Raw genomic sequence first — 19,238 nt, forward strand, 5'->3', positions numbered from 1 at the left:
CCGTATTTATAAATATTGGAGGATAATATGAGCGAGACTTTAAATAAAACTTTACTTAAAAAGTTTGCTGTTGATGCAAGAAATGAATTAAGAAAAAAAATTTCATTAAAAGCTTTATTGTATCATATAACCAAAGAAGCTTCTGATAAAGATAGGGAAACTAATGGAAAAGAAACTTTTATAAAAAATGAAGAGGTTGTAATAGAGTTTAATAATCAAAAAAGAACTTTATCAAAATTGGAAGCGAGTCAAAGAACTGCATTAATTGATAAAATTCAAAAAATAAATAAAGAAGGTAGAGATGGATTTGATGAAGTAATAGAGGAAGTTTCGTATACTTGGTTTAATAGATTTGTTGCCTTAAGATATATGGAGGTAAATGGATATCTTCAAAGTAGAGTAATGGTTTTAGGATCGAAGGATGGAAGTAATACGCCAGAGATAATCACAGAAGCTATGAATGTTAACTTACCTATTGATAAAAAATTAGTTTCTGAGTTGAAAATAGCTAATAAAAATGAAGAATTATACAGCTATTTACTCGAACTTCAATGTAGTGAATTAAATAAATCTTTACCATTTATGTTTGAAAAGTTAGGACATTATGCAGAATTATTATTCCCAGTAGGTGTTATAAGCAGCAAATTCTTTAAAACTTTAGTAGATACTGAAAGTATAACAGAAGATGATTGGAGCAATGTAGAAATCATAGGATGGCTATATCAATATTATATCTCAGAAGAAAAAGATAGAGTAATTAAAGCTAAAAAGAGATATAAAAAGAATGAAATACCATTTGCAACTCAATTATTTACACCAGATTGGATTGTAAGATACATGGTTCAAAACTCATTAGGACGGTATTGGGTTGAATCACATAAAGAAGATGAAGATTTAAAAGAAAACTGGGAATTCTATTTAGAAAATCCTGAAAAAGAATCTGATTTTGATGAGAAAATAGCACCTTATTTAAATAAGGAATTAGAAGTTGAAGATATTAAATGCTTTGATCCAGCTTGTGGCTCAGGTCATATACTTGTTTATATGTTTGATGTTCTTTACGAAATATATAGTAGATGTGGATATTCAAGAGGAGATATACCAATGCTTATTATAGAAAAAAATCTATATGGGCTTGATATAGATAGAAGAGCCTATCAGTTAGCTTGTTTTGCTGTAATAATGAAAGGTATGTCATATGATAAGCTTCTCTTAAGAAAAATAGAAAGAGAAGTTGATAGAGAAGGAAAATACATTAATTTAAATATAGCTTGCATACAAGAAACTAATATTTTATATGAAGATGAAAATTCATCATTACATGATAATATAGCTTTCTTAGCTGGAGAAGGAAGTGGAGAAAGCTATGATAATGTAAAAGCATTTGTAGAGAGCTTGAAAAATGCGAATACTTATGGATCTTTAACTAAAATAGAAGGATTTGATAAAGAATTCTTAGAAAAAAGATTAGAAGATATAAAAAATAATCCTGGAACAGATTTATTTGGAAGTAAAGCAAGAGAAAAGTGGGAGTTTATATTAGAAGATTTAATAAAGCAAGCGTTTATAATGGAACAGACGTATGATATTTTAGTAACTAATCCTCCATATATGGGAAGTAAGTCTATGAATCCTATACTTGCAGAGTTTATAAAAGAAAATTTTAAAGATACAAAATCTGATTTATTTTCAGCATTTATAGAATATTGTTTTAAAATGGTTAGAAAAGAAGGCCATTTAGGAATGATAACGCCATTTGTGTGGATGTTTTTAGGTTCTTATGAGGCAGTTAGAAAATATATAGTTGAAAATAAAAATATAAGTTCTTTAATACAATTAGAATATAATTCTTTTCCAGAAGCGTGTGTTCCAGTTTGTACATTTACTTTACGAAATGAAAATATAAATTTAGATGGTGAGTATATAAAGTTATCAGAATTTAGAGGCAGTGAACAACAAAAAGTGAAGACTATAGAGGCTATTAAAGATGCAAAAAAAGGGTATAGATATTCGTTTTTAAGTTCAAATTTCGATAAGATATTTGGATATCCAATAGCTTATTGGTTATCAAATAATATGGTGTCTTTATTTGATAATGATAAAAAATTAAACGATATAGCAGAACTTAAAGTAGGATTGCAGACTGGGGATAATAATAAGTTTTTAAGATTTTGGCATGAGGTTAATTACAAGAGAATAGGATTTGATTTTAATAATATAACTGAAGCAAAAAATAGTAATAAAAAATGGTTTCCTTATAGCAAGGGGGGACAAGTAAGAAAATGGTATGGTAATAATGAATATGTAGTTGATTGGGAAGATGATGGTATTAATATAAAAAGTTTTGATAAATCTGTTATTAGAAATAGTAATTATTATTTTAAAGAAGGGTTTTCGTGGTCAGATGTAACATCATCAAGCTTTGGAGCAAGATATGTTAAAAGAGGTTTTCTATTTGATACGGCTGGTCCAACTATGTTTGTTAATAATGAATATGATAAGAATATCATATTAGGATATATTAATAGTAGTGTATTTCAAAGTTTATTGAATATATCTTGTCAGGGAATGCATTACAGTAATGGTGTTATATCAAGGTTTCCTATTTTGCAGATACCTCATGAATATATAAAAATTAAAATCGATAATATTGTAAATGAAAATATAGAAATAGCAATGAATGATTGGAACAGCAGTGAAGTTTCATGGGAATTTAAAAAAAATATATTTATTGGATCAAATAATATAAATAGCATTTCAGAGAAATATGATGCTTTGAATATTAAATATGATGATAGATTTAAAAAACTTAAAGTAAACGAGGAAAACTTAAATCGAATTTTTATTGATATATATGGTCTTCAAGATGAGATTGAAGCAGAAATAAATAATAAAGCCATAACATTGAGAGATTTTAGTAAAGAGGCAGTAATTAAATCATTTTTATCATATTTTATAGGTTGCCTATTAGGAAGATATTCATTAGATAAAGATGGACTTATTTTTGCAGGTGGAAATTTCGATATGAATGAATATAATAAATTTGTACCTGATGAAGATAATATAATTCCAGTTTTAAATAGTGAAACTAAATACTTTGAAGATGATGTGATGGTTAGATTTGAAGAATTTTTAAAAGTTACTTTTAGCGAGGAATATTTATCAGAAAATATAGATTTTATTGCTGAAGTTCTTGAAAAGAAACCTAATGAAAGTTCAAGAGAAGCTATAAGAAGGTATTTTACTAATGAGTTCTTTGATGAGCATTGCAAAATGTATAAGAAACGCCCTATATATTGGTTATTTACTTCTGGTAAGAATAAAGCTTTTAGTTGTTTAGTTTATATGCACAGAATAGATAAAAATGTATTATCTAAAATGAGAATTGACTATGTTCAACCTCTACAAAATAAATTGGAAGTTGAGCAAAAAGATTTAATGGATACTTTAAATAGCGATGCAACTACTAAGGACAAAAAGGATGCCAAGAAAAAGCTTGGAATAGTTGAAAAGCAAATTGATGAACTTAAAGTATTCCATGAAAAATTACGCCATATGGCAGATAAGCAAATCGAAATTGATTTAGATGATGGTGTTGTCTATAACCATGGATTATTTGGTGATTTAGTAGCTAAAATTAAATAGATTTCATAAGAAAAGGGTCTTTTTGGCTCTTTTTCTTTGTTTCTGTTAATATATTCTATATAATATAAGTAGTAATATTGGATAAGAATATATAAAGAATTATTCTAATGGGAGTGAAATGATGAGTGAACTAAATAATATTGTTAAGGCTTTAAAAGAAGAATTTTCAAAGTCTCCAGAGTATTGGGAAAAAAGAAGAATAATAATTTGGTATGATTATGATAAAGATTTTTTAGATGTTATAGACAAAGTTGCTATAGATAAAGTGAAAATTCATAAATTAACTAATCATAATTATTTTTATACAAAGTATCTTTTAGAAGAAGAGGATACTGAAAGTAATTATCTAATATATATTAATAACCTTGAAGAAGAAAGTAATAATTGGATCACTGATATAACATTATATAGTCAGAGCTTTTATGCTGATAGAACTTCTATGATTATGAGAGATTTAAATATAGAAGATAATTTAAGGCATGTATTTTCAAAATATAAAGGATTTTTCTCAATAGATAATAATTGTAGTAGTTTCGGAAAAATAGTAAGTAGTGTAAATGAAAATAAAACTTTAGAACTTGGAATATTAGCATCTATAAGTAAAGTTAGAATATTAGACTTTGAAGAGATAGTTAAGTCAATACTTTGTGAAGATATAAACGAAAAAGAAAATTCTATGTATACTGACCTTAAAAACTATGGAGTAGAGGAATTATTCTGGGATTATTGTAAGCTAAACTATGGATACAGCCTTAAAGATAAGAGTCTAAGCAAACTATTTAGTTTTATAGTTACTACGGCTTTAAGCAGCTTTATAAAAGAAGAAAAGTTAAGCAGCCTAAAAAGCTATATAGGAAATAGCAAACCTAATTGTATAGTATTTATAGATCATTGGATAAATCATAAAACACAATCATACCATTATATTGAATATGCTGATAACTATGAAAAAGATTTAAAAATATCTAATATTATAGAAAAGCTTGACATAGAGGAGTTTAAAGATGTTGATATATTAAAAATTTTTGATAGAGAAGTAATAAAATATATACTTTTTGGTCTTGAAAATGAAAGAGAAGATTATGAATATTTCATTAATTCAATAAATTTAAGAAGAACTAAAAATTTCTATTATGATTATAAAAATATTTATGAAGCATTATTAAGTTACCTGGAAATGGCAAGACTTAAAAGAGAATATAAAAATTGTATTATGCAGAAGAAAGCAGCTGAGTTAGTTAAGGAATATTCAGAAAAGCTTTATATGTTTGATTATAACTATAGGAAGTTTTATTTGAATTATGATGTGAGACCTGAGAGTGAAATAATGAATAGGCTTAAAGGGCTTGTTGAAAACATTTATGTAAATTGGTATTTATCGGAATTATTAACTGCTTGGAATTATGAGCTGACTGATGAATATATGAATTACTGGGCTGTTCCAGGAGTAATTAATCAAAGAGATTTCTATAAAGAAAAAGTAAATAAGATGCTTGATGATGGAGATAGAGTATTTGTTATTATATCAGATGCATTAAGATATGAAATAGGAACAGAAATTAAGAACAGATTCAATCAAATGGTAGTTGGCTCAACTGAAATACAACCAATGTTTACTTCAATTCCATCAATAACTAAGATAGGAATGGCATCACTTTTACCTAATAAAGATATAACTATAACAGATACAGGAAGAGTATTTGTTGATGGAAAGGACAGCGCAGGTTTAGAAAATAGGAAGTGTATATTAAGTAATAATTTTGAAAATAGTATCGCAGTTGAATTTAATGATATTCCTAAGGATGATCCAGGGTTTAAGGAGTTATTAAAGGGTTATAAGTTAGTATATATATATCACAATATCATAGATGCAACTGGTGATAAAGCTAATACAGAGAAAGATACTTTTAGTGCAGCAGAGAGAGCTATAGATGATATACTTTGGTTAAGAGAAAAAATAACAAAATGGCTTGGAGGAATAAATATATTTGTTACTGCAGACCATGGGTTCTTATATCAAAGAAGTTCTTTAGAGGAGTCAAGTAAGATAAGTAAAGAAAAAATTGATATTATAGATAGAAATAGAAGAAGTATTATAACAAAAGAGGATAGAGATATAGAAGGATTATTTAAAATAAGTCTTGAATATTTAGGAAAAGAAAATAAAGGAATGTTTGCTTATATTCCTAAATCAGATATAAGATTTAAAACCCAAGGTGGAGGTGCTAATTATGTTCATGGAGGAGCTACATTACAAGAAACTATAGTGCCACTTATTTTTTATAAACATAAGAGATCAACATATAAAAATTATAAAGAATCCAAAGATGTTACTTTAAAATTATTAAGTACTAGAAATAGGGTTACTACACCAGAATTTGGATTAACATTCTTTCAAGTAGAGCAGGTATCAGAAGAGTTTATAGCAGCAACATATGAAGTTTATATGGTTGATGTTGATGATAATATAATATCAAATAAAGAAAAGATTATAGCTGATAGTAAAAATGATAGACCAGATGAAAGAAATCATATTATAAGAATTAAACTTAAACAAAAAAGTTATAGTAAGAGAGATAGTTATAGATTAATAGTGAGGAATTTAGATAAGGATCTTATTGTAAATGAGATAGCATTTATTATTGATATAGCAATACCAGATGACTTTTTTTAATATTAGGAATTTATGCATATTACAAAATAGTTAAAAGGATGTGGTAGAAATAGAGAATATATTTGAGGATAATGGAAGTAAATTATTTGAATTAATTAGAAATATTAATAAGTATAATATTAACGATAAATTTCCATCAATGAAAAAAACTATTAAAAACTTTGATGCGGATGATATTTATGACGAGATATTAAACTTTATAATAGAAAAAGATGATGATATAATAGCATTATCAGAACATTTAAGAGAAATTGAAAATGATAATATAAATGTTTCATTAAGAATAAAAAGTGAGCAGTCTTTTAATCAGAAATGGAAAAAGAATTTAGAGAAATCTAAGCAACTTAGAGAAGTGTGCAATGATATTATAGGAATAAGAATAATTGCCGATATGGATAGAGAAGATATAGCTCAGAATGCTGGGAAAATTATAAATAGTAATAACAATTACAAAATAGATATAGTTAATATGTATGAAAAATCAAAAAGTATTGATGACGGATATAGAGGAATTCATATATATTTCAGAGATAATCCTAAATGTTTTCCAATTGAGATACAAATATGGAATCAGCAAGATGCACTATTGAATTTTTATACTCATGATATAATATATAAAAAATCAAATGATGTTAGTCTTTCATATTATAGTTATGAATTAAGAAATTGGCTAGATAACATGCCAGAAATACCAGATAATGTTGAAGTGAATTTTATAAAGTATTTATATAAATTTGTTTATTCAGAACAGGGAGGTGAATAATTTGTCAAAGGTATATTTATTTGCAAGAAAAGTTGGAACAGGTGGTACAGCTGTGCTAGAAACGACTATAAAAGATGCTGTTGGTGTTATGAGAAATAATAGAAAGCCAAACTTTCAATTAGGAATTTTGAACAGTCCAAGTTATTCATCATTAATAAGAGTTTATGGTGAATATGCTCCATTTAAGAAAGTGAATAATGTAGCTGAGCTTATAAAGTCAGTTGAGATCCAATAATAATATTTCAATAAAATTTTAGAGTGGGAGAAATCTCACTCTTTTTAAGAAATAAATAATTATTCATTGATGGAATAGACATAATGATTATTATTAATAAAGATGTGGTGTGAGATTTTATGGAAAATAAAGAAAATGAAGAAATTAATTTAGATTTAGATAAAAAGGTAAATAAATATTTTGCTGGAAGAGCAGTGAGAAAAGATCTAACAAAATCTATGAAACAGGGATTTAATGTGCCTGTTTATGTTTTAGAATATTTACTTGGAATGTATTGCGCAACTGATGATGAGGATACGCTAGACGGTGGAATAGAAAGAGTTAAAGGTATACTAAGTGATAATTATGTAAGACCAGATGAAGCTGAGAAGATAAAATCAAAGATAAGGGAACTTGGACAATACAGTGTAATTGATAAAATAACTGTTAAATTAAATGAGAAAAAGGACATTTATGAGGCGGAATTTTCAAATCTAGGTTTGAAAGGAGTACCTATATCACCTCATTATGTAAAAGAATATGACAAACTGCTTCAAGGGGGAATATGGTGTATTTTAAAAATGGATTATTATTTTGATGAAGAAGCTAAAAATATGAGTCCATTTAGTATATCAAATTTAAAACCAATCCAAATGCCTAATATGGATATTGAAGAAATATTTGAGGGAAGGAGAGGTTTTGCCAAAGAAGAATGGATTGATTTACTTATAAGGTCAACAGGTATGGAACCAACTCAGTTAGAGGAGAATGTAAAGTGGCATATATTATTAAGGCTAGTTCCTTTAGTGGAGAATAACTATAATATGTGTGAGCTTGGACCAAGAGGAACAGGAAAATCTCACGTATACAAAGAAATATCTCCTAATAGTATATTAGTTTCTGGAGGCCAAACAACGGTAGCGAACCTTTTCTATAATATGTCCCAAAGAAAAATAGGTCTTGTTGGTATGTGGGATACTGTAGCATTTGATGAAGTTGCAGGAATTAGATTTAAGGACAAAGATGGAATACAAATAATGAAAGATTATATGGCTTCAGGATCTTTTGCAAGAGGCAAAGAAGAAAAAAATGCGAGTGCTTCTATGGTATTTGTAGGTAATATAAATCAAAGTGTAGAATCTTTAATAAAAACATCACATTTATTTGCACCATTCCCAGAAGAAATGGCAAATGATTCAGCTTTTTTTGATAGAATGCATTTTTATTTACCAGGTTGGGAAATACCTAAAATGAGGACAGAATTATTAACAGATAAATATGGTCTTATCGTAGATTATTTGACTGAATTCTTTAGAGAAATGAGAAAACGTACATTTACAGATGTAGCAGAGAAATACTTTATTTTAGGCAATAACTTAAATCAAAGAGATGCTATTGCAGTAAGAAAGACAGTATCAGGTTTAATAAAACTTATATATCCAAATGGAGAATTTCAAAAAGAGGATGTAGAAGAGATATTAAAATATGCATTGGTAGGAAGAAGAAGAGTAAAAGAGCAGCTTAAAAAGATCGGTGGAATGGAATTTTATGATGTGCATTTTTCTTATATAGACAAAGAAACAATGAGTGAAGAATTTGTTTCGGTACCAGAACAAGGTGGTGGAAAGCTTATACCAGAAGGTCTTGGAAAACCAGGTCATGTATATACAGTTGGCCATGGCGATTCTGGAATGATAGGAGTATTTAAATTAGAAAACCAAGTAGTAAGCGGCAGCGGTAAATTTGAAAAATCTGGTGTAGGAACAAATAGAGGAGCAAAAGAAAGCTTAGATACAGCATTTAGATATTTTACTTCAAATTCAAAGAGTATAAGTTCAACAATAAGCACTAAAACAAAAGACTACTTAATGCACATAAGTGATATGCAGGGAATAGGAATAACATCAGAACTTGCAGTAGCAGAACTTATAGGATTATGCTCAGGAGCATTAGAAAGACCAGTACAAGAAAGCCTAGCAGTGATAGGAAATATGACAGTAGGTGGAACAATAAATAAAGTTGAAGAATTTGCAAATATACTTCAAGTTTGTGTAGATGCTGGAGCAAAAAAAGTATTAATACCAGCTTCTTCAGTTGTAGATTTACAAACAGTACCAGCGGAATTGTTAATAAAAGTGCAACCAATATTTTATAGTGATCCAATTGATTCAGTTTATAAAGCATTAGGGGTTAGTTAGAAAAGTTAGCCTATGATATATCTAAAAATATGATGTATTATAGGTTCGTTTATATTAAATTAGAACAAGAGGTTATAATCAAAAGGAGAAGTGCTATGTATAATTTAGAAAGTATTCAAAAAAAAGTAGAGAATATGTTAGCAGATGGATGTAATTTTAGTGATGTTGATACTATGAAGAAATATGTAAATAAAAATTTTATTATAGATTATGACGAATTACTAAATCAAACTATATTTGAAATATACTATGAAAATTATAGTAAATATAGTGAAAGAGAACCAATATCTCATATGTTTAAAAATGAAACTGAAGAAGATATGGATTTAGCTTCAAATAAAGACTATAAAAAAACGCAAAGAACATATAAAACTTTTAGAACGTATAATGATGACTTAAGTATTAAACATAATAATGGAAAAGACGTTGAATATGTGGAATTAGAGGATACTCAAGATAGGTTTGAAGGACATAGAATAAAAAAATTCCAACAAAATCAACTATTAGACCTAAATGAATTTAAGATATTTGAATATATTCGTGAAAAAAGAATTAGAGATAGCAAAAGTGTAAGTAATACCAATTTAATAAGTGCACTTGAAGACATAGATAAAGTTTATAATAGAATTAATATAACATATGACAATTATTTTGAGAGAAGTGTTCAATACTTTCAACTTGAAAATAGCTGCAGACTGGAAACAAGATATTTACTTGCGAATGCCATTAGTAAAGTTAATAAAAGTTTGGAAGAAAAGAATAAAGATATAGAGAATTTTAAAGCGTTTTGGAGTATTAATTGTGGGGGTAATAGAATTCAAAATAAATTTATACTTGGAATAAAAAAATATATAGATAAGTATATCGAAAATCCTAAAGTAATTGAAGCAATACCAGTAGAGATATATGAGTTAAATTTGATTAAGTATTTTGTAAGAAGATCTATACTTGGAGAATTGGATAGTGAAAATATATGCCTTAATTTTGATGAATGTAATAATTTTTTTAAGACATTCTTTGGTGAAATGCAACATGTAAATAAAGATAAAAAATGGGATAGCAAATTATTAATGAATTTTAGGAAAACCTATAAAGATTAAAAATTTCCGGATTTCTGTCCATAGATAGAAATAATATCATTGTTTATAATGAACTTGTAAAATAAATTCAAGGAGGTATTATGAAAATGATGGAATGTGATATATGTAGAGGCTATTTTCACCCAGATGAAATAAGTAATTGTCCAAAATGTGGGATAGAAATTTGTGAAAGGTGTTTTGAAAATCATGTAAGGTGTTGTGGCGAAGATACTGATATGGATGAAGAGTATGACGAAAATGATGAAATAGCAAATCTTCCAAGAGAATGTCCTGAATGTGAAGCTAAATTAGAATTAGATACTGGTTATAATGAAACTACTCTTTTATGTCCAGAATGCGATTATCAGTTAGATGTTACTGCTGAATTTAAAAAAATAGAAGATATATATGTTTAGTTTTATTAGCAATTATTCTAATTAAACATTGATATTACTTAACTTAAGAAATGGCCGGAAGAAGTAAAACTTCCACCCTTCTTCCGACCATCAACAAGATATGCTATATAATTTTAAAATACAATATGTAAAGATATGATATTTTTAATCTAAGGTTTGAGTTATTTGCAGTGACAAATAGATATAATAAAATATTCTAAGTTATGATTTAATAAAACTATTCAACACACGCCTCACGTTGAAACTACTATTTAATTTAAGGTATATTTTACTTATAGACGGTAGTGTTATATAAAGTACCGTTTATAAGTAAAGAATTGGAGAAAATATTTTAATACTATAATGGTGCAAAAATGGGTGGGATTTTATATCAATATACATTTAAGAGAATGGTAGGAAGAATTAAAACTTCCGACATTCTTCCTACCATCAGCAAAATATAATAAAATAGAATTTGATATGGTAAATTATACAATGTGATTTAAAGCTAGTTATACCAATAGCTACAGAGTATTATAAGATACGATAAGATATAATAAAATATCCTAAAATTGGAATACAGAACTCGGCTTACGGCTTATCTCGCAACAAGTAATTGCAAGGATTTAAGGAATACAGTTTATGTATTTGCCCTTAAATTGCCCTTGCTTTTTTTGCGTGGAAAAACTTTAATTGTTTTGCTTTAAGGGAGTAATATAATTTTGTTAAATTAAATAATATAATAACAAGCTTAAATTATATAACAATAAAATGTTTGGGAATAATTATTAAAAAGGTGGTTAATTTAGTGGATGTAAAAACAATAATTAGCCAAATGACATTAGAAGAAAAAGCATTAATGTGTTCAGGAAAAAACTTTTGGGAAACTCAATCTATAGAGAGACTTGGAATACCATCAATAACACTAACAGATGGCCCATATGGTGTTGTGAAAAGGTTAAGTGGCTTCTCAGATGTCATTCCTGCTACTTGCTTTCCAACACCATCAGCATTAGCTTCATCTTGGGATGTAGATCTTCTCTACAATGTAGGCAAAGCTATTGGAATAGAATGTCAAGCAGAAGATGTGCAAATACTTTTAGCACCAGGCATAAATATTCAACGATCACCATTAGGAGGAAGAAACTTTGAATATTATTCAGAAGATCCAGTTTTAAGTGGAGAAATAGGGGCTGCTTTTATAAATGGTGTTCAAAGTGAAGGTGTTGGAGCTTGTGTAAAACATTATATTGCAAATAATCAAGAATACCATAGACAAACGGTTAATAATATAATTGATGAACAAGCCTTAAATGAAATTTATTTATATAACTTTGAAATAGCGGTTGAAAAAGGAAATCCTTTCGTAGCAATGGCTGCTTATAATAAATTAAATGGGATTCATTGCACTGAGAATAAATATATATTAAATCATATCTTAAAGAGCAAATGGAAATTTCATGGATTTATTGTATCTGATTGGTATGCGGTTAATTCAATAGTAAATTCTTTAAAAGCAGGATTAGATTTAGAAATGCCATCATCAAATGGATTTAGCAGTAAGAAAATTGTTGAGGCTGTTTTAGCAGGTCAGCTGGATGAAGCAATTGTTGATAAGGCTTTAGAAAATATATTAGATATAGTGTTTAAGGTTACAAAAAGTAAAAAGGAAAATGTTTATTATGACAAGAATGAACACAATAAATTAGCAAGAGAAGTTGCAAAAAATTGTATAGTTCTTCTTAAAAATAAACATAATATTTTGCCTTTAAAAAAAGAAAAATTAAGAAATAAAAAAATAGCTGTAATTGGAGAATATGCAAAAAATCCAAGATTTCAAGGTGAAGGAAGCGCTCATGTTAATCCAACTATGGTTGAAAATGCTTACGATGAGATATTAAAATTAGGTGGAAATTCAATAAAGATAAAATATTCAAAAGGATATAGTACTAATGAAAAAAACATATATGACAATAATGTTCTTATTAAAGAAGCTCAAAAAACTGCAATGGAATGTGAATTAGTTATACTGTTTATAGGAACTCCAGATTCTTATGATAGAGAAGGTTTTGATAGAAAAAATATAAATTTGCCAGATAATCAAATAAAACTGCTTAGAGAAATTAAGAAGGTTCAAAAAAATGTTATAGTGGTTTTAAGTAATGGTTCACCTATTGTTATTTCTCCTTGGTATGATTATGCTGATGCAATTTTAGAAACATGGTTAACAGGGCAAGCATCTGGTGGTGCTGTTGCTGATGTATTATTTGGAATAGAAAATCCATCTGGTAAGTTATCAGCAACATTTCCTGTACAATTATCAGATAATCCAACGTACTTAGATTTTTTAGATTTAGAGGATAATCTACAATATAAAGAAGGAATTTTTGTTGGCTATAGATATTATGATAAAAAAAATATGGAGGTTGCTTTTCCTTTTGGATTTGGTTTATCATATACGAATTTCAACTACAGAGAACTGAAACTAAGTAAACAAATAATAAACGAAAATGATACGTTAGAAGTAAGGTTTAAAATAAAAAATACAGGTAAATATTTTGGGAAAGAAATAGCGCAAGTTTATTTAAAAAAGTATATAAGTAATGTTCAAGCCCCAGAAAAAGAATTAAAGGCTTTTGCTAAGATTTTGCTTTTTCCAGATGAGGAAAAAGAAGTAAGTTTTACTCTAAATACCAGAGATTTTTCTTACTATGATGTATCTTCAAAAGCATGGATAGTAGACAGCGGAGTTGTTGAAATATTAATTGGAAAATCTTCTAGAGACATATGTTTGATAAAAAAAATATATATAAAATCGTCATATATACGTAAAATAAAATATACTAGAGAAATCCTTATAAGAGAATTTCTTAAAAATCCTAAATCTAAAGGATTTTTAGAAGATATAATTAAGGATTTTTCACAACAAGCTTCAAGTGATAATAAAATGCAAGAGATTTTTATTAGTTTCTTAATGGATAATCCAATAGAGAAACTATTATCCATAAGCAATGGAAAATTCACAGAAAAAATGCTAACTGAACTTCTTGAAGCAGTGAATAAAAGCTAATATATGTTCAAGGTAATAGGCAGGAAATTTAAAATGCTTATTACCTTTTCTTTATGATTCTTATACGAAAATAAACTAATAAATTAGAAGCAAATAATAGGATATTGAATATTTGTTCATATATAATGTTTATTTTGTTAATAATATCAGTACTTTAAATGTATGTTTTTAATTAAATATGTCTATATTAAAGATGTTATTTAATTCTGAAAATACTAAACTATAGAGATGAAAGGATGGAATGAATTGAAAAGTGTTTTATTGAAAAATGGAATTTTATATGATATAGAAACAGATGAATATAGTAAAAAAGACATAATTATCGAGGAGGGAAAAATAAAAGATATAGGAGAAAATTTATCAACTAAATTTCAAGGAAGTAAACATATTGATTTAAAAGAAAGGTTTGTATTTCCTGGTTTTATTGACTGTCATACACATCTTGGGATTATTGAGGAATGCACGGGCAAAATTGGAGCAGATAATAATGAAACATCGGAGCCAGTTACACCTCATTTAAACGGTATAGATGGAATTAACCCATTCGATGTATCTTTTAAAGATGCTTTAAGATCTGGAATAACCTGTGTTATGAGCGGACCAGGTAGTAATAATGTGGTTGGTGGAAGAAATATTGCAATAAAAACTTGCGGAACAATTATTGATAAAATGATAGTTAAAAATCCAGTTGGTTTTAAAATATCTTTAGGAGAAAATCCAATAACTACATATGGTGTTAAAGATAAATGTCCTGTAACTAGAATGGGAATTGCAGCTTTAATAAGAGAGTTGTTTATGAGAACAGAAGATTACATAGACCGTAAAGAAAATAATAAACTACAGGAAAGAGATATACGGTTAGAAGCAGTTATTCCTTTAATAAAGGGTGAAATTCCATTGAGGGTGCATGCCCACAGGGCAGATGATATAGTAACAGCTGTTAGAATTGCAGAAGAATTTAAAATTGAAAAAATGGTAATTGAACATGGTACAGAGGCGCATTTAATAAAAGAATATTTAAAAGAAAAAAATATTTCAGTTGCTTATGGCCCTTTACTTACACCTAGAATAAAAATGGAATTAAAGGCTAGAAATTACAAATCGATAGTTGAATTAATAGAAGCAGGAGTTAAGACAGCCCTTATAACAGACCATCCATATAATTCAATAGATTGTCTAAGAACTATTGCAGCAATTGCTATAGCTCAAGGGTTGTCATTTAGGGAAGCAATAAAGACAATTACTGAAAATCCAGCGGAAATATTAAATTGCCAAGGACAAATAGGAAAATTAGCTATTGGTTATGATGCAGATGTAGTAGTGTATGACAATAATCCTTTAGATATTAATACAAAAGTTCTATACACATTTGTAGATGGTGAAATAGTATTTGCACGAGAGTAACTTATAATAAGAATTGTTCATAATACCATATTAAAAAATTAAATCATTAAATAAATAATATAAAAATATATATAATAATAATGCAATTAATATTAGGAGTTAACTATGTCTGATTCGCGTGACTGTAATTTATATTACGATCCCAATACTGCAAACTACTTAGTCCAATATAGAGGGAATTTTAAAGAGCATATAGATAGAATACCTTATGCTTGTGGAGATATAATTACAGACACTATTGGAGTAATATCAGTACGAGTAGAAGATTTAGAAAGACTTCTAAGTGAAGTGCCTGAAATTGTCTTTTTAGGTATTAGAACAATGTATGTATTACAGGATATTTCGCCAGCTTCCGTGGATAACATAAATAATATAAAGATAAATCCTTATTTAGATTTAACAGGACGAAATGTTCTTATTGGAATGGTGGATACTGGAATAGATTATTTGAACGAAGAATTCATAAGACCAGATGATACATCAAGAATAGTCAGTATATGGGATCAAACCAATAAAGATAATACTGATAATAGAGTCTATATAGGTCAAGTATATTCAAATGAACAGATAAATAATGCTATTAAGGCATATAGAAATAATGAAGATCCATACAATATTGTTCCTTTAAGGGATGAAGTTGGTCATGGAACTAAAGCAGCAGGAATTATTGGAGCCAGAGGATATAATAATGAATTTCAAGGCGTTGCAAATGAAAGTGAATTTGTAATTGTAAAGCTTTGGGAATCATCAAATTTTAAGAAACAGCTTAGTGAAAATAACCTCCAAGAAATTCCTGTATATAATGCTTCGGAAATTGTAGCTGGATTAGAGTTTTTAAAAAGAACAGCAGTAGAAAGAAATCAGCCTATGGTTATTTACATTGGTTTAGGAAGTACAGAAGGTAGTCATGATGGGACTAACTTAATATCTAGATATTTAACTGCACTTGGAAATAATAGAGGGATTTGTTGTGTAGCGGGAGTAGGAAATGAAGGAGACTCACAAGGTCATGCTTCTGGGAATATTAAAAATGTTGGGGATACAAAAATAGTAGAGTTAAAAATACCAAGAGAAATTAAATATTTTCAATTGAATATATGGGTGCGAAGACCTAATATTGCTTCAATAAATGTAATTTCTCCGACAGGAGAAGCATCTACAGTTATTGATGCTAAAATAGGAAAAATTCAGCCCATTAAATTTGTTTTTTTAGATACAACAATGGTTATACAATATTATCAACCAGAAAATTTCACAGGTCATGAGCTTATTAATATTGTATTTAATAATATAAAGCCAGGAATATGGAGTTTTAACTTAATTGGGGAGTACATAACCGATGGCAGATATGATATTTGGCTTTCACCTAAGGGAACTTTACCAGAAAATACAGTGTTTCTTGAACCAGATCCTTTTAATACATTAACTATACCTTCAGACGCTGTCAATGCGGTTACGGTTGCTTATTATGGAAATAAAAATGCTTTAATAGCAGCATCTGGTAAAGGATTCAATACGAATAATTTAATAAATCCTGATGTTTCAACTATTGGTGTAAATATTTTAACAACAAAAACTTCAGGTGGTGTTACAACATTTTCAGGAAGTTCTGCTGCTACGGCAATAATAGCAGGTGCATGCGCTATTTTACTTCAGTGGGGCATTATTGATGGAAATGATACAACTATGTATTCAAAAAAGATTAGAAGTTATTTGATGTACGGTGCTGCTAGAAGCCAACTTTATCGATATCCAAGCCGAGAAATTGGTTATGGTGAATTTGATTTATTAGGAACATTTAATGTTATTAGCAGAACTTTTAGAGGGGAAAAAAATCAAATGACTACAAACAAATTTGAAAAACAAGATATTAATGAAAATGAAAAGATTATAGAGTATTATATTAAAAAGTTATTTTTGCGAATCCCCATACATTGAGGAAAGTGTGTTTATCTTTTGATGATATAATATAGAAATTTCAATACTAACTCAAATGGATAGATATAAGGGAGGAATTTTTTGTGAGCAAAAGTTATAGAGCTCCAAGAAACATTTTTTTAGATACTAATTACTATCATTACATTGTTCAATATGAAGGGAATATTGAAGAAGAAGTCTCAAAACAGCCTGGATTTTTTGTGACAATAGTTAATGACAAATATGCAATAATATCCACAACAAGTGATATTGAAATAAATATTGAAGGACCTAAATTTTCAACAATTATATATGTTGCACTTCCATCTTTTTATACACTTCAAGAAATTACACCAACAGAAGCATCGGGGGCTAATTTTCTTCAGTTAGAATTGCCATTAAGGCTTACAGGTACAGGGGTTACAGTGGCAGTTATAGATACTGGCATTGATTACTTAAATGATGAATTTATAAGAGAAAATGGAGAAACAAAAATAGAGTATATATGGGATCAAACAATAGCATCTGAAGAAGAAACTACTCAAAATCAACAGGTTCCTTTTGGAATTTTATACAGTAAAAAAGATATTCAGCAGGCTATAGATACTTATAAAGCAGGAAACAATCCATATGATATAGTGAAAACTGTAGATGAGATTGGACATGGAACAAATATGGCTGGAATTATTGGAGCAATTGGTAAAAAAGCTAATCTAAAAGGAGTAGTACCAGATTGTAATTTTGTAGTTGTAAAATTATTGGAAACTATTTCATTTAAGAAACTCTATAATATTGAAATACCAACATATGATATAGTATCTATTTTTTCAGCATTGGAATTTTTATATAGATATTATTTGGAAAATAATAAACCACTTATTATATACTTTCCATTAGGAAGTAATTTGGGGAATCATAGGGGAAGAGGCATTTTGGAACAATATATGGATTCTATAGCTAGAAATAGTGGTATAGCAATAGTAACAGGAACGGGCAATCAGGGAGCAAGTGAAACTCATACCTCAGGAGCAATAACTCAAGTAAATGAAGAGAGAACTATACAATTATATATTTCACCTGAACAAAAATTTACTGTAATTGAAATATGGGTAGATACGCCTAATATAATGTCATTAACAATAATATCTCCATCTGGAGAAAGTACAGAAACGATAATAGCAGAAATAAATGCACTAAAAACTTATTCCTTTGTATTTGAAAACACTTCGGTTAAAATAAATTATTATATTCCAGAGGAAAGCTCAGGAGATGAACTAATAAGAATTCGCTTTTTTAATTTGAAGGAGGGGGTTTGGAGATTTAAGCTTACTGGAAGAGTTATTTTAGATGGTAAATTTAATGCATGGATACCTCAATTAGGCTTAACTGTTGGGGGGTCAAAATTTATTTCTTCAGATCCATATGGAACTATAATGAATCCATCTACGTCATCATATTTAATTACAGCAGCAGCATATAATCAAAATAATAATACTATTTTAAGTTATTCTGGAATGACACTTTTAGATGATTATATTGATAAAATTGATGTGGCAGCAGGAGGAGTTAATGCATTAACTACAGCTCCCAATAATCAAACAGCGATAGTTAATGGTACAAGCGTATCTGCTGCTGTGCTTGCAGGGGCATGTGCTATGCTGTTTCAATGGGGAATAGTAGAAGGAAATTATCCTAATATTTACTCTCAAACTTTAAAAACTTATATTTCTAGGGGCGCAGTTCAAAGAAGTGGTGATTCTTACCCTAATCCTCAATGGGGGTATGGTATGTTAAATATATTAAAGATATTTCAAAATATGTTTTAAGAAAAAAGGTCATTGTAATTTCAATAAGTTCCCAAAATGCAAATTTAACTTCG

The 19,238-nt window shown here is 28.3% G+C and carries 11 protein-coding genes; all 11 read left to right on the forward strand.

Annotated features, from left to right (window positions below; all coding sequences use genetic code 11):
- Positions 1 to 27: 27 nt before the first annotated feature.
- Positions 28 to 3,645, forward strand: coding sequence for a BREX-1 system adenine-specific DNA-methyltransferase PglX (gene pglX / locus GXK56_RS06190; RefSeq protein ID WP_160686265.1), 3,618 nt, complete (start codon positions 28 to 30; stop codon positions 3,643 to 3,645).
- A gap of 121 nt (positions 3,646 to 3,766) precedes the next feature.
- A complete protein-coding gene (gene pglZ / locus GXK56_RS06195; RefSeq protein ID WP_160686267.1) occupies positions 3,767 to 6,319 on the forward strand; it encodes a BREX-1 system phosphatase PglZ type A in 2,553 nt (850 codons plus the stop codon).
- A gap of 40 nt (positions 6,320 to 6,359) precedes the next feature.
- Entirely contained in the window at positions 6,360 to 7,082 is a 723-nt protein-coding gene (locus GXK56_RS06200; RefSeq protein ID WP_160686269.1) for a hypothetical protein, read from the forward strand.
- Position 7,083: 1 nt separating this feature from the next.
- Positions 7,084 to 7,317 (forward strand): hypothetical protein, encoded by a 234-nt coding sequence (locus GXK56_RS06205; protein WP_160686271.1) that lies wholly within the window; start codon positions 7,084 to 7,086, stop codon positions 7,315 to 7,317.
- A gap of 119 nt (positions 7,318 to 7,436) precedes the next feature.
- Entirely contained in the window at positions 7,437 to 9,494 is a 2,058-nt protein-coding gene (gene brxL / locus GXK56_RS06210) for a protease Lon-related BREX system protein BrxL (RefSeq protein WP_160686273.1), read from the forward strand.
- Between the two features lie 95 nt (positions 9,495 to 9,589).
- Complete coding sequence (locus GXK56_RS06215; protein WP_160686275.1) at positions 9,590 to 10,594, forward strand: hypothetical protein; 1,005 nt, start codon at positions 9,590 to 9,592, stop codon at positions 10,592 to 10,594.
- A gap of 80 nt (positions 10,595 to 10,674) precedes the next feature.
- Positions 10,675 to 10,989, forward strand: a complete 315-nt coding sequence (locus GXK56_RS06220; RefSeq protein ID WP_160686277.1) for a hypothetical protein — start codon at positions 10,675 to 10,677, stop codon at positions 10,987 to 10,989.
- An 814-nt stretch (positions 10,990 to 11,803) separates the two neighbouring features.
- The gene (locus tag GXK56_RS06225; RefSeq protein WP_202127837.1) at positions 11,804 to 14,038 is read left to right on the forward strand and encodes a glycoside hydrolase family 3 C-terminal domain-containing protein; all 2,235 of its coding nucleotides are present in this window, start codon (positions 11,804 to 11,806) and stop codon (positions 14,036 to 14,038) included.
- Positions 14,039 to 14,266: 228 nt separating this feature from the next.
- A complete protein-coding gene (locus tag GXK56_RS06230) occupies positions 14,267 to 15,442 on the forward strand; it encodes an amidohydrolase (RefSeq protein ID WP_160686281.1) in 1,176 nt (391 codons plus the stop codon).
- Positions 15,443 to 15,547: 105 nt separating this feature from the next.
- Positions 15,548 to 17,380 (forward strand): S8 family peptidase, encoded by a 1,833-nt coding sequence (locus tag GXK56_RS06235; RefSeq protein ID WP_160686283.1) that lies wholly within the window; start codon positions 15,548 to 15,550, stop codon positions 17,378 to 17,380.
- 83 nt (positions 17,381 to 17,463) lie between these two features.
- Positions 17,464 to 19,185 (forward strand): S8 family peptidase, encoded by a 1,722-nt coding sequence (locus tag GXK56_RS06240; RefSeq protein WP_160686285.1) that lies wholly within the window; start codon positions 17,464 to 17,466, stop codon positions 19,183 to 19,185.
- The last annotated feature ends 53 nt before the right edge of the window (positions 19,186 to 19,238 follow it).

It is taken from the genome of Clostridium sp. C2-6-12, from assembly GCF_009928485.1.
In the GTDB taxonomy this organism is placed as follows: Bacteria; Bacillota; Clostridia; order Clostridiales; family Clostridiaceae; genus Clostridium.

Coding starts and splice junctions, on each gene's coding strand:
- pglX (WP_160686265.1), top strand. CDS start 28: ATGAGCGAGACTTTAAATAAAACTTTACTTAAAAAGTTTGCTGTTGAT.
- pglZ (WP_160686267.1), top strand. CDS start 3,767: ATGAGTGAACTAAATAATATTGTTAAGGCTTTAAAAGAAGAATTTTCA.
- brxL (WP_160686273.1), top strand. CDS start 7,437: ATGGAAAATAAAGAAAATGAAGAAATTAATTTAGATTTAGATAAAAAG.
- GXK56_RS06215 (WP_160686275.1), top strand. CDS start 9,590: ATGTATAATTTAGAAAGTATTCAAAAAAAAGTAGAGAATATGTTAGCA.
- GXK56_RS06220 (WP_160686277.1), top strand. CDS start 10,675: ATGAAAATGATGGAATGTGATATATGTAGAGGCTATTTTCACCCAGAT.
- GXK56_RS06225 (WP_202127837.1), top strand. CDS start 11,804: ATGACATTAGAAGAAAAAGCATTAATGTGTTCAGGAAAAAACTTTTGG.
- GXK56_RS06230 (WP_160686281.1), top strand. CDS start 14,267: ATGAAAGGATGGAATGAATTGAAAAGTGTTTTATTGAAAAATGGAATT.
- GXK56_RS06235 (WP_160686283.1), top strand. CDS start 15,548: ATGTCTGATTCGCGTGACTGTAATTTATATTACGATCCCAATACTGCA.